Source organism: Massilia sp. BSC265, from assembly GCF_000740675.1.
In the GTDB taxonomy this organism is placed as follows: Bacteria; Pseudomonadota; Gammaproteobacteria; order Burkholderiales; family Burkholderiaceae_D; genus Telluria.
On the sequence record NZ_JPXI01000029.1, the window covers coordinates 422298 to 435406 of the forward strand.

10 protein-coding genes and 1 tRNA gene are annotated in these 13109 nt (G+C 67.3%); 4 read left to right on the forward strand and 7 right to left on the reverse strand.

From position 1 onward, the window contains the following. Positions 1-216: 216 nt before the first annotated feature. From MA09_RS09040 to MA09_RS09050, 3 genes are all read right to left on the reverse strand, one after another. Positions 217-1986 carry a thiamine pyrophosphate-requiring protein gene (locus MA09_RS09040; RefSeq protein WP_036247049.1) on the reverse strand — a complete coding sequence of 590 codons (1770 nt, stop codon included), beginning with the start codon at positions 1984-1986 and terminating at the stop codon, positions 217-219. A gap of 124 nt (positions 1987-2110) precedes the next feature. After that, positions 2111-2728, reverse strand: a complete 618-nt coding sequence (locus tag MA09_RS09045) for an isochorismatase family protein (RefSeq protein WP_036247051.1) — start codon at positions 2726-2728, stop codon at positions 2111-2113. A gap of 142 nt (positions 2729-2870) precedes the next feature. Beyond that, positions 2871-4265 (reverse strand): amino acid permease, encoded by a 1395-nt coding sequence (locus MA09_RS09050; RefSeq protein WP_307183553.1) that lies wholly within the window; start codon positions 4263-4265, stop codon positions 2871-2873. A 590-nt stretch (positions 4266-4855) separates the two neighbouring features. Here MA09_RS09050 and MA09_RS09055 point away from each other — a divergent pair. Further along, positions 4856-6712 carry a GGDEF domain-containing protein gene (locus tag MA09_RS09055; protein ID WP_229440634.1) on the forward strand — a complete coding sequence of 619 codons (1857 nt, stop codon included), beginning with the start codon at positions 4856-4858 and terminating at the stop codon, positions 6710-6712. Positions 6713-6787: 75 nt separating this feature from the next. On the opposite strand, the gene MA09_RS23665 is transcribed toward MA09_RS09055, so the two are convergent. The 3 genes from MA09_RS23665 to MA09_RS09070 form a co-directional block, all read right to left on the reverse strand. Continuing rightward, positions 6788-8794 carry an MHYT domain-containing protein gene (locus tag MA09_RS23665; protein ID WP_051933305.1) on the reverse strand — a complete coding sequence of 669 codons (2007 nt, stop codon included), beginning with the start codon at positions 8792-8794 and terminating at the stop codon, positions 6788-6790. A gap of 259 nt (positions 8795-9053) precedes the next feature. Beyond that, positions 9054-10034 carry a GGDEF domain-containing protein gene (locus tag MA09_RS09065; protein ID WP_036247055.1) on the reverse strand — a complete coding sequence of 327 codons (981 nt, stop codon included), beginning with the start codon at positions 10032-10034 and terminating at the stop codon, positions 9054-9056. A 91-nt stretch (positions 10035-10125) separates the two neighbouring features. Further along, the gene (locus MA09_RS09070; RefSeq protein WP_036247057.1) at positions 10126-10380 is read right to left on the reverse strand and encodes a hypothetical protein; all 255 of its coding nucleotides are present in this window, start codon (positions 10378-10380) and stop codon (positions 10126-10128) included. A 204-nt stretch (positions 10381-10584) separates the two neighbouring features. Here MA09_RS09070 and MA09_RS24845 point away from each other — a divergent pair, with 204 nt between their 5' ends. From MA09_RS24845 to MA09_RS09085, 3 genes are all read left to right on the forward strand, one after another. Further along, on the forward strand, positions 10585-10821 hold the full coding sequence (locus tag MA09_RS24845; protein ID WP_051933343.1) for a DNA-binding transcriptional regulator: 237 nt from the start codon (positions 10585-10587) through the stop codon (positions 10819-10821). Between the two features lie 192 nt (positions 10822-11013). Next, a complete protein-coding gene (gene htpX / locus MA09_RS09080; RefSeq protein WP_036247061.1) occupies positions 11014-11883 on the forward strand; it encodes a protease HtpX in 870 nt (289 codons plus the stop codon). Positions 11884-11915: 32 nt separating this feature from the next. Further along, positions 11916-12941 carry an AI-2E family transporter gene (locus MA09_RS09085; RefSeq protein ID WP_036247063.1) on the forward strand — a complete coding sequence of 342 codons (1026 nt, stop codon included), beginning with the start codon at positions 11916-11918 and terminating at the stop codon, positions 12939-12941. 90 nt (positions 12942-13031) lie between these two features. Here the strand turns inward: MA09_RS09085 and MA09_RS09090 are convergent. Then, a tRNA-Val gene (locus MA09_RS09090) sits at positions 13032-13106 on the reverse strand. Positions 13107-13109: the final 3 nt, after the last annotated feature.

Genomic DNA, 13109 nt, shown 5'->3' on the forward strand with positions numbered 1-13109 from the left:
CTGCGATGCTCGCTGTACACCTGTACAGCTGCGCTTCTCGACCGTCAGTGCTGCCGCTCGCAGCGGTTTTCGAGCCGCCCTGTTGTTAGTCTCATGGGACGATTGCAACATTATCCAGCCTGAACTATTTACACAAAATCGGTAGCAGCGCTGTGAGTATGTAAGATAGGGATTACAAAATTACAAAAGCAGGACAGAAAAAAACTTATCAACTGGTCAAGATCCACCCTGCGCGTCCGCGCCGCGTCGCACGTCCCCTGCCTCGGCATCCCCCTTCGCGATCGCTTCCTCATATTGCCGGCGCTGCTGCTCGACCGTCTGCGGCGGCAGCGGCGGGATGTTCGGATCCACCACCGCTTCCAGCACGAAGGGCTTGTCGCACGCCAGGGCCCGTTCCCAAGCGGCGCCCAGCTGCTCCGGGTCGTCGACCCGCTCGCCGTCCAGGCCGAGCATCCGGGCATACTCGGCGTAAGAGAAATCGGGCAACTGCTGGGAGGGCTGGAACTTTGGCTCGCCCTGCATGCCGCGCTGCTCCCAGGTGACGAAGTTCAGGTCGCGGTTGTTCAGCACCAGTACGACGAAGGCCGGGTTGGTCCAGCCTCGTTGCTTCCAATGCCAGGCCACCGACATCAGGCCGTTGATGCCGGTCATCTGCATGGCGCCGTCGCCCGCCAGCGCGATCACCGGGCGATCGGGATGGGCGAGCTTGGCGGCCAGCGCATAGGGCACGGCCGAGCCCATGGTCGCGAGCGTGCCGGACAGCGAAGCCAGCATGCCTGGGCGCACCTCCAGGTGCAGCGCATACCAGGCCGCCACCGAGCCGGAATCGCCGGCCAGGACCACACCGTCCGGCAAGCGCGGCGACAGCTCCGTGAACACCCGCTGCGGATTGACCGGTGTGGCCGGTTCCAGCGCCTTGTCGAGCAGCTCGCGGCGGCTCGCGGCGGCATCGTGCTCGATCCGCTCGCGCCAGGAGCGGTCCTGCTTGCGTTCGAGATGGGGAATCAGGGCGCGCAGCGTGGCCTTGGCATCCCCTTGCAAGTTGGCCTCCATCGGATAGCGCAGGCCCAGCATGCGGCCGTCGATGTCGACCTGGACAGCGCGCGCCTGCCCTTCCGGCGGCAGGAATTCGGCATACGGGAAGCTCGACCCCACCATCAGGAGGGTATCGCAGTCCTGCAGCATGGCATTGCTGGCCCGGGTGCCGATGATGCCGACCGAGCCGGTAACAAAGGGCAGCCCGTCCGCCAGCACCGCCTTGCCCAGCAGGGCCTTGGCCACGCCCGCGCCGAGCAGCTCGGCCACCTCGGCCAGTTCGTCGTGCGCGCCTTGGGCGCCGGCGCCTGCCAGGATCGCCACCTTGCTGCCGGCGTTCAGGATGGCCGCCGCGCAACGCAGCGCGTCCTCGGGTGGAACGAGCGCACGGCTGGCCGCACCGACGCCGCTGAAGGTGTAGCCGTGCTCGCGCGGCGGGCATGGAACTGCGTCTTCTTCCTGCAGGTCGTTTGGCAGGATGATGCAGGTAACGCAGCGCTCGCTGAGCGCGATGCGCACCGCTCGGTCGACCAGGTGCCGCACTTGTCCGGTCGACGCCGCCATCTGCACATACTCGCCGGCAACGTCCTTGAACAGGGTCGTCAGGTCGACTTCCTGCTGGTAGTGTGCGCCCAGGGCGGCGCGCTTTTGCTGGCCGACGATGGCGACCACCGCCTGGTGGTCGAGCTTGGCGTCGTACAGTCCGTTGAGCAGGTGGATCGCGCCGGGACCCGAGGTGGCCAGGCACACGCCCACCTCCCCGGTGAACTTGGCGTGGCCGCAGGCCATGAAGGCCGCCATCTCCTCATGCCGCGTCTGGACGAACTCGACGGCCTGCTGGCGCCCGAAGGCAGCCATGATGCCGTTGATGCCGTCGCCCGGATAGCCAAAGATGCGCCGCACGCCCCATTGGCGCAGGCGTTCGAGCAGAAAGTCACCGACTGTTGCCATGCAATCCTCCCGATGGACCGGCCCGCCGGGTGGCGGGCAAGGAAACCAGCAAGCAAGGGCAGGCTACGGCCTTCGGCCGGGCCGCAGCGTACGCTGGCGCGCATAGCATGGCCAGTCAGATTGCCTAGGGCTGGGCACCGAGCTCCACGTCGGCCACCAGCTGGCCGGCGGACAGCCGAACCGGCACCGCGCCCTTGGCCAGCATGCGCGTAATGGCCCGGTCGCGGTCGCCGGGGGCCACTTCGACGGCGCGGGTCGCCTCCGGCACCAGCAGCACCTGGAAGCCGGCGTCGATCCCGTCCAGCACCGTGTTGAGCACGCAGTAGTCGGTCGCCAGGCCGCACACGGCCAGCCGGGTGACGCCGTCGGCCAGCATGCTGCGTGCCAGGCCGGTGCCGTTGAAAGCGGAATAGGCATCCTCGCCAGCGCTCAAGGCCTTGGAGACCACGATCGCCTCCTCGGGCAGGCGCAAGGCCTGGCTGAACATGGCCCCTTCGGAGGCCGCCACGCAATGCGGCGGCCAGGGCCCGCCCTGGGCCGTGAACGAGCAGTGATCCTCCGGATGCCAGTCGCGCGAGGCGTACACGGGCAAGCCGCGCCCGTGGTACAGGTCGATGAGGGCGTTGGTCGGGGCGATGACGAGGTCGCCGCGCGGCACGGCCAGCGCACCGCCGGGAAGGAAGTCGTTCTGGAGGTCGACGATCAGGAGGGCGTCGCCCTTGCCGAGCACGATGGCGCTCATGGAAACAGTCTCCGTGAAAGCCGCGGCCCGGGATGGGCCAGCGAGTCGGGCCAAGCTTAACACGGCGGATGGTCCCGCGCCGGAACGGAAACGCCCGGCCACCTTGCGGGGCCGGGCGTTCCGGGATGCTGCTGGCGCGCGATTACTGCTTGTTCAGCAGCGAGCGCTGGCGCGCATACAGGAAGTACACGGCCAGTCCGATCGCGATCCAGACCAGGAAGGCCACCCAGGTGTGCCAGCTCAGGAAGGACATCAGGGTCAGGCAGAACACGACGGCCAGCCCCGGGATGACCGGCACGCCCGGGCAACGGAAGGCGCGCGGCAGGTCCGGACGCTTCTTGCGCAGGATGATCACGGCCACCGAGACCAGCGAGAACGCCGCCAGGGTGCCGATGTTGACCAGCTCTGCCAGCACGCCCAGCGGCACCACGGCGGCGATCAGGCCGAACACGATGCCGACCATCCAGGTGGCGAAGTATGGGGTGCCGTACTTCGGATGCACTTCCGACAACTTGGCCGGCAGCAGGCCATCGCGCGACATCGCGAACAGGATGCGGGTCTGGCCGTAGGCCATCACGAGCATCACGGTGCTCATGCCCAGGATCGCAGCCAGGTCGACGAAGCCGGCGACCCAGTTCTGGCCGGCATACTGCAGGGCCAGCGAGACCGGGTGGTCGACGCCCTTGAAGTTCATGTACGGCACGATACCGGTCATGATGGCAGCGACGATCACGTACAGCACGGTGCAGACCGCCAGCGAACCGAGGATGCCGATCGGCAGGTCCCTGGACGGGTTCTTGACTTCCTCGGCGGCCGAGGTGACGGCGTCGAAGCCGATGAAGGCGAAGAAGACCAGGGCAGCGGCGCTCATCACGCTGCCGAAGCCAAAGGGCATGAAGGGCTGCCAGTTGTCAGGCTTGACGTAGCCGATGCCGACCACGATGAACAGGATCACGACGCCGGTCTTGATGACCACCATGACGTTGTTCATGCGCGCCGACTCACGCACGCCCATCGACAGGATCCAGGTGAGGAAGAGCATGATCAGGAAGGCCGGCAGGTTGAACACGGTGTCCACGCCCGGCTGCGCGCCTGGCGCTGCCCGCAGCGCTTCCGGCAGCACGAAGCCGAATCCGCCCATCAGGGACTGGAAGTAGCCCGACCAGCCAACCGCGACGGTCGAAGTGGCAAGGCCGTATTCGAGCAGCAGGTCCCAGCCGATCATCCAGGCGACGATTTCGCCCAGGGTGAAGTAGCTGTAGGTGTAGATCGAGCCGGCCACCGGTACGCTCGAGGCGAATTCGGCATAGCAGAGCGCGGCGAACGCGCAGGCCAGCGCGGCGACGACGAAGGAGAGGGTCAGTGCCGGGCCGGCGGTGACGGCGCCGGTACCGGTCAGGACGAAGATGCCGGTGCCGATGATGGCGCCGATGCCCATCATGACCAGGTCGAGCGGGCCAAGCACTTTCTTGAGGCCGCCCGGCTTCTGGGCAGCCGCGACCATCGTGTCAAGATTTTTGGTTCTGAAAAGACTCACTACTTGTTCTCCAATCAAAAAATAGTTTGGTTCCGCGTCTTGTGTTTGCGCTGCACCGTATGCCATGCGCGCTGGCCATCCGGCCGATAAACCGCATGCCTGACCCGTGAACCGACTGTCGCCTACTGCCGCTCCTGCTCTGCCGAAAGCCGCAGACCTGACATTATCACCAGATTGCTGGTCGGAATCAAAGTAAAGTGATGAAAACCGATCAATTCTTTTATTTCAACTCAAAAACGACGGCCGTCGTATATACAGCACCGCCGCTCTCCATTGCTTGATTTCCACAAGTCAACAGAACATAATCGTCCTGTTGCCGCACCCAGCGGCCCGGATCGGCGCGTCCTCCCAGCCGCGTTTCACACCTCCCGACCATTTCTGCAGCTGCGCACCATGACGACTCGACAGGCATCCCACTCGGCGGTGCGCACCAGGCGGCGGCGCCTGCCAGCCCTGCTGCTGGCGCTGGCGTGCGTCACGGCGCCCCCTGGGGTGCGCGCGGGCAATGCCGGACCGCTCACGGCTGAACTGCGCCTGGGCGAACTGGGCCAACTGCCGAGCGCAGCAATCCCGATGCGCGCGCACGCCTGTTGCAAGAAGCGCCCGCGTTCACCGTGGGGGCGCCCTACCCCGTCCACGTCGCCTACCTGCGCCTCCTGCGGCGCATCCACCTCGACGCCGGCCGGCTGGCGGACGGCTATGCGGTCGACGAGCGCATCATCCGGCTTGCCGCTGCCGAGGGCGATACCCTGCAGGTGGCGCTGGCCAGCCTCGGGCGGGTGCACAAGCGCCTGAACGACAACGACCCGCCCGCCGCGATGGCCTTGCTGGAAGGGCTTAACAACCAGTACCGCGATCAGCACAATACCGAGTTCGCCGCCAATGCCGAAATGGCCTATGGCGCGATCTACAACGCCACCGGCCAGCACGACCGCGCCCTGGCCCACTACCTGCGCGCACTCGAACTGGTGCAGCACACGCCCAGCCTGTGGAGCCCGCGCGAGGCCGACGTGCGCCTCGCGCTGGCGCGCTTGTACGTCAACAGCGGCAACCCGCTCAAGGCACTCGAGACCACGCGTTCCTACCGCGAAGCACGCACCGCCGCGGCGCTTCCGCCGCGGGTCGAAGCCCTGACCTACTTCCTCGACGGGCGTGCCTACGTGACGCTGCACCAGCTGGCCCAGGCGCACGCTGCTTTCGAGCGCGCCTTGGTACTGGCGCGCAAGCATGACCTGCGCTGGATCGAGGCGAATGTGCTGGGCAACGTCTCCGATGCATATCTGAGAGCCCAGCGCTACGTCGAGGCCGAACACGCCGCCCGGACCGCGGTCGCGCTGTCCGAAGCGGTGACCGACCAGAGCATCATCCAGATGGTCTATGCCAACCTGGGTTTCGCCCTGTTCGGCCAGGGCCGGATGACGGAAGGAACGGGCTACATCGACCGCACCACCCAGGAGCTGCGCAAGGCCGGCGCCATGCTGGCCGTATCGAACATCCTGGCCGAGAAAGGCGAGGCCCTGGAACGGGCCGGCCTGCACAAGCAGGCGCTGCAGACGGTGCGCGAGCGCGAGAAGATCCAGGAATCGCTCGAACTGGAGCGCCGCAACAAGGCTTTCGCCGCCCTGCAGGAACAGTTCAACGCCAAGCAGCGTGCGGCCCAGATCGAGCGCCTGCGCCAGGAGAACGCGGTCAAGGATGCCGAGATCGACAACCGCAACCTGCGCCTGGCCCTGGCTTCGCTCGGCGCCGGCATCGCTCTGCTGCTGTCCGGCTTCGTGTTCATGCTGTACCGGAAGTCGCAGCGGACCAGCCTGCGCCTGGCAGAGCTGAACGCCGAGCTGGCGCACCGCTCGGCGCACGATCCGCTCACCGGCCTGTTCAACCGTCGTTCTTTCGTGGACCGCATGCGCGCCAAGCAGGCGGCCTCGGACGATTGCTTTACCCTGCTCGACATCGACCACTTCAAGCGCATCAACGACCAGCACGGCCATGCCGCCGGCGACGCGGTGCTGGTCGAGGTTGGGCGCCGCCTGAACGAGGTGGTGCGCGGGTCGGACATGGTTCTGCGCTGGGGCGGCGAGGAATTCCTCGTGTATTCGCAGGGCGTCAGCGAGGCCCAGCGTCCCCTGCTGGTGCAGCGCATCCTGAACGCGATCGCCGGCGCGCCGGTGGTGCTGGAGGACGGCACGGCGCTGCAGGTCAGCGCCACCGCCGGCGCGGTCCCGCTGCCGATCCACGCCACTGCGGGTTCGGGCGAAGCTTTTGGCTGGGAGCAGGCGATCGCGCTGGCCGACCGCGCGCTCTACAAGGGCAAGGAAGCCGGCCGCAACCGCGCCTTCATCGTCGAGGGTGTCGACGGTTCGGCCATCGGCCAGGGCCAGGAACAGGAACGCAAGCCCCAGTTGCATCTGGTGCTGCCGGACATGTTCTGGCAGCCGGCCCGGTAGATACCGTCTCGGATTCCGCCCACGCGGTGATCGCCAGCGGCTCGTTTTCGCGCCGGATGATCTTTCTGCAAACTATCACCGCGTGGGCGGCGTCGCCGCCAACCCGACGCCCAGCGCTGCGCGCCCTGCCATCCCGACCACCGTTTGCAGCAGCACTGCCGGGCGTAGCGGCTTGGCCAGGTATTCGTCGAAGCCGGCCTCCAGCGCACGCTGCTGGTCTTCGCGGCGCGAAAAGGCGGTCAGCGCGATCGCCGGTACGCCGGCCAGGCTCTTGTCGCGCTCGGCACGGATGTGCCGGATCAGCTCGAAGCCGTCCATCAAGGGCATGCCGATGTCGCTGATCAGGAGGTCGGGACGGTGGCGCTCGGCCATGCGCAACGCGTCGCCGGCGCTGGTCGCGGTGACGATCCGGGCCCCGGTTTCCGACAGCACCTGCTGTACCAGCTCCAGCGAATCGCGTTCGTCGTCCACCACCAGGAGCGTCAAGCCGGCCAGGCTGCCGTGGGCCGGGACGAGAGCGTCTTCGGCCAGGGCGGCCGTCGGCGCCGCTTGCTGCTCGGCCAGGGGGCCGCCCTGGTGGATTGGCAGGTGCACGGTGAAGGTGGCGCCGCGCCCCGCCCCGCCGCTGGCGACCGTGATGGTGCCGCCCTGCAGCTCGACCAGCTGGCGCGCGATGGCCAGGCCCAGCCCAAGGCCGCCATGGCGCCGCGCGGACGAGGAATCGGCCTGGCGGAAGCGGTCGAACACATAGGGCAGGAACTCCGGATCGATGCCGATGCCCGAGTCGGCCACGTCGATCGCGACCTCGTCGCCCTCGCGCCGCACGCTGACAGCCACCCGCCCGCCCGACTCGGTGAACTTGATGGCGTTCGACACCAGGTTCGACATCACCTGCTGCATGCGCCCGGGGTCGCCCAGCACCGGGCCGGCGTCATAGTCGACCTCGGCCACCAGCTGGATTTGCTTGCCGAGCGCCGCCGGACGCGCGGTCTCGAGCGCGGCATTGACAAACTCGGCCGGCGTCACGGCTCTTGCTTCTACTCGAATTTTGCCGGCGATCAGGCGGCTCATGTCGAGCATGTCCTCGATCAGCTGCGACTGGGCGCGCGCGTTGCGTTCGATGGTCTCCAGGCCGCGGCGCAGCATCGCCTCGTCGCGGTAGCCCTGCAGCAGCAGCTGCGACCAGCCCAGCATCGCGTTCAGCGGCGTGCGCAGCTCATGCGACAGGGTAGCCAGGAACTCGTCCTTCAGCTGGCTCAGGTGCTCGGCCTCGACCCGCGCCTTCTGCTCGCGCAGGTATAGTTCGTGGCGCTCGGCGGCGGTCTCGAGCGAGGCTGCCAGGGTACGGTTGCGCGCCTCCAGGCGGGTGTCGAAGACAGCCGCCAGCAGCGCGATACTGAGCACCGCGAAGGCGGCCACCGCGACCAGGATCGCCAGGTGGTCCTGGTTGACGCCGTTGTCGGCAGCACGGCAGACGCTGGCGGCGTCGAAGTGGGCCGCCGCCATGCCGGTATAGTGCATGCCGGCAATGGCGCCGCCCATGACGATGGCAGCGCCCAGCTGCACCAGGCGCGGGTGGCGCACACTCTCGTTGAGGCGGAAGCCGATCCACAAGGCCCCGGCAGAAGCGCCGATGGCGATCGCCACCGATGCCAGGAACAACACGGGATCGTAGCGGATAGCCGGATCCATGCGCATGCCCGCCATGCCGGTGTAGTGCATGGCATTGATGCCGAGGCCCATCAGGATTGCGCCCCAGACCAGGTGGCGCCCGGCCAGTTCGCGGTGGCGCAGTTGCCATAGCGCGAGGCCGGACACGATGACGGGCAGCAGCCAGGAGATGAAGGTGATCCAGGGGTCGTAGGCCAGCGGCATCGGCAGGCGGAAGGCCAGCATCCCGATGAAGTGCATGGCCCAGATGCCGCTGCCCATGGCGAAGGCGCCGCCGGCCATCCAGGCATGCGGCGCGTAGCCGTGCGAGCGCTTGACCCGCATCGCCAGGCTCAGCGCCGTATAAGAGGCGAAGATCGCAGCCAGGATCGAGAGGAGCACCAGCGATGGTTGGTAATGGCCGATCAGCATAGGAGGCAATGGAATCCCTTCGTGTCCGCACCAGCGCAGCGGCAAGACTGGCGATCCGAGTGTACACGACGCAAGCCGGTCTTGCCGCTATTGAATCCGACGGGTTCGGCAAGCCCGCCCGTGACACCGTCCGGGCCCGGGGTTCGATTCCGTACGTCAATTTTACTGGAAGCCTGCGCGCTTGCGCTGCGGCGATCCACAGGTCCCACAGGATTCCGGCGGGGAATAAGCGGCTTGTACAAGCAGGATGCCGGCTGCACTACGCGGCGACCGGAACGTCGCCGTCGACCACCACCCGGTCGCGGCCGCCGCGCTTGGCGGCATACAATGCCTTGTCGGCCGCCTCGATCAGCTGCGCCGGCTCGGCCAGGCGCTCGGGCTCGAAGGCGGCGACTCCGATGCTGAGGGTCACGTAGGGCCGCAGCGCCGCCGGCGCGTGCGGCATGCCGAGCGAGGCCACGTGCTCGCGGATCGCGTTCGCATGGGCGCGCGCCTGCTCCGCCGTGGTGTCCGGCAGAATCGCCGCGAACTCCTCGCCGCCATAGCGCGCGGCCACGTCGGCGGGCCGCTTGCACATGAAAGCGAGAGCCTGCGCCACCGCGGTCAGGCAGGCGTCGCCCTCCTGGTGGCCGAAATGGTCGTTGTAGGCCTTGAAGGAATCGACGTCCATCAAGAGCAGCGCCAGCGCGCCGCCGTTGCGCTGGGCGCGGCGCAGCTCGCGGTCGAGGGCGACGTCGAAGTGGCGGCGGTTGGCGATGCCGGTCAGGCCATCCACATAGGAACGGGCGCGCAGCGATTCGGCATGGTCGAGCAGGCGCCGTTCGCGGTCGTTCGCGCCGCTGACGTCGCGGATCTCGATCAGGCAGAAACGCTCGCCGCCTTCGCTGAAGGGCGTGACGCTCACCGCCTGTTCGATGCGAGCGCCGTCGAAGCTGCCCGCCTCGCGCAGCGGAAACGGGGCGCGGCCGCTCGACGGCGGGATGGTGGTTCCGGTCTCCTCGGTCAAGGCCGCCAGCACCGCCGACTCCACCCGCGAGCCGCGCAGTTCGGGGTAGACGTCGAACAGCGAACGGCCGCGCACGCGCGCGGCCGCGTACCCGGAGCGCGGCACCATCCAGCCGTTCCACAATACGATGCCGTGGCCGGCGTCGAGCACGACCAGGCCGGAGTTGACGAGGTTGACGGCGCGCGCGGCGAAACTGCTCGCAACGGCGCTGGCCGGATCGGTCTTGTTATTCATCGCCGGGCAGGTAGGATCTCAAAATGATAACAGAAAGAAACTTCCGGATCATACCCGAGTTTGCGCGTCCGTTGGCCTTCTCCTATCCCCGTCACGCTGCCGTCTTCGCTGCCGCTGCGGCCGCCCGGAGCGTGGCCAAGGAATCGGCGGCGAGATACGCCAGGTCGCAGCGGAACACCTCTCCGCTTGCAGCCTGCGCGACGCCGCCGCGCACCGTGTCGACCATGGCGGCTGCGCCGCGCCACCAGCGTCCCTCCCACAGCGGGCGCCCAACCACGTCCTCGCGCGGCAACTGGCACGGCGCCAGCGCCTGGCGGTTCGCCTCGAGCGCCGTGCCGCCTAGCATTTCAGGAAGTTTCCTGTGTCAAAAGTTCAATTTACAAAAAGTGCATCTCCGTGATTTTTCGTGAGCCTTGGAGCCTCTCTTTCCGGCTACGATCAGGTCTTTGGTGCGGTCAACCAGGCCGCAAGCGAGATTGACATGGGCGAACGAGAGGGACAATCAATGGCTGGCAAGATGGGTGAAGAATTCAGTGTGGACACCGGCGTAATGGACCTGGCGGCGCAGCAGGTGGCCCACAACGCGCCCTGGCCGGCCGCGCCGCACGAACTGCGCCGCCTGCGTATCCGCAAGCGCGAAAGCCAGGAGAAATTCTGGAGCCGCTTCGGCGTCACCCAGTCCAGCGGCAGCCGCTTCGAGACCGGCGTCGTGATTCCGCCGCCGGTCGCCATCCTGCTGCGCCTGTACGTCAACGGCACACTCAAGGACGAAGACCTGCACGGCTGAGCCGTTTTCCGCACCACCCGGCCCTTCCGCAGGGCCGCAAAAACCCCTGTCGAGGGCGTGACTCCCAGATTCCTGAAGTAAGGTTTCGAATTTCTTCGCTTTTCCCGGACCAGCCGGGTGCGTTATCCTTATGGCTGAGCAGGACTGGCCGCCCGGCCGTCCTGCCGCTATCGATCAACGCACACCGGAACCATGAAACGCATCGTCCTTCTCATCGCGACCAACCTCGCCATCATGCTGGTGCTGGGCATTTCGGCCAGCCTGCTGGGCGTGAACCGCTTCCTTACCGCCAACGGCCTGAACCTCGGGGCCCTGCTCGCCTTCGCCGGCCTGCTGGGCTTCGGCGGCGCCTTCATCTCGCTCCTGATCTCCAAGCCGATGGCCAAGTGGTCGCTAGGTGCGCGCGTGATCCGGCAGCCCTCGAACGGCACCGAAGCCTGGCTGCTGGCCACCGTTGCGGCCCAGGCCCAGCGCGCCGGCATCGCCATGCCGGAAGTCGCGGTGTACGACGGCGAGCCGAATGCCTTCGCCACCGGCGCCTCGAAGAACGCCTCGCTGGTGGCGGTGTCCACCGGCCTGCTGGCCTCGATGACGCAGGACGAAGTCGAGGCCGTGCTGGCGCACGAGGTCGCGCATATCGCCAACGGCGACATGGTGACGCTCACCCTGATCCAGGGCGTGGTCAACACCTTCGTGATCTTCCTGGCCCGCGTGGTAGCCTATGCAGTGGACAGCTTCCTGCGCAAGGACGAGGAAAGCAGCGGTCCCGGCATCGCATACACCATCACTGCCATCGTTTGCGATATCCTGTTTGGTATCCTGGCCAGCATCATCGTGGCCTGGTTCTCGCGCCAGCGCGAATACCGCGCCGACCGCGGCGCCGCGCAGATCATGGGCACGCCGCGCCCGATGATCGATGCGCTGGCCCGCCTGGGCGGGTTTGCGCCCGGCGCGCTGCCGAAGAACATGGCCGCAGCCGGCATCGCCGGTGGCGGCGTGATGTCGCTGTTCAGCAGCCACCCGTCGTGCGAAGAGCGTATTGCCGCGCTCCAGCACGCCTGACAATCAAACCATAAAAAGGGGACCGGGCCAGGATGCGCTACTCGTCACTCGTGCTGCCGGCGCTGTTTGCAATCGCGCTGGCGCTGCTGCTGCAGCATTTCCTCGGCTCGCTGGCCTGGGCCGGCCTGCTGGCGGTCATTACCTGGCCGCTGCATGAGCGCCTGCAGGCGCGCGGACTGCCGCGCATGGCCAGCGCCAGCGTCCTGCTCGGACTGCTCATTTTTTGCTTTGTCGGCCCTTCGCTCCTCCTGGTCAAGGCGCTCGGCAACGAGCTGGTCGGCATCCAGCGCCTGCTGGCCGAATTGAACGAAGTCGGATTGCCGGCGCCGGCCTGGCTCAAGGCGATTCCCCTGGTCGCGGAACGCATCCTCGCCTGGTGGGACGAGCATCTCGCCGTGCCGGGCGGGCTGAATGCGCTGATCCAGACCACGCTGGGCGGCGTCATGCCGCACCTCACCGGCGCTGCGCGCTTCTGGGGCTCGGTGATCCTCGCCAACGCACTGTACCTGTTCCTGACCCTGCTGACCCTGTTCATCCTCTACCTGCACGGCCCGGCCGTGGTGCGCTACGTCGACGGCGCCGGCGAGCGCCTGCTGCCCGAGCATTACCCCAACCTGCGCCGCATCCTGCCACTGTCGGTGCGCGGCACCGCGCTCGGCCTGTGCTCGATCGCGGTGCTCGAAGGGATCGTTCTCGGCGTGGCCTACTACATCGCCGGCGCCCCGGCACCGGCGCTGCTGGGCGTGATCACCGGCTACCTGGCCCTGATCCCGGGCGGCGCCCCGCTCTCCTTCACCATGGTCTCGCTGCTGCTGCTCGGCCAGGGCAATGCGGGCGCCGCGCTCGGCCTGTTCACCTGGGGCGCGGTGGAGCTGTTCATGGTCGACAAGTTCATCCGGCCGAAACTGATCGGCCACCGCGTCAACCTGCCTTTCCTGGCCGTGCTGTTCGGCTTGCTGGGCGGGGTGTCGACGATGGGCGTGATCGGGCTGTTCGTGGGTCCCTTCATGATGGCCGTGCTGTTCAGCTGGCTGCGCGAAGGACAGGCGAACGCTTAGGTGTTGCGGACGGCGCGCATCGCGCGCCGCCGGCGCCGAGCCGGATGCAAAAAGGCCCGCGACGTTTCCGTCGCGGGCCTTTTCATGTCCTGGTGGGAAGTGCAAGTTTCGAACTTGCGACCCCTGCAGTGTGAATGCAGTGCTCTACCCCTGAGCTAACCTCCCGAG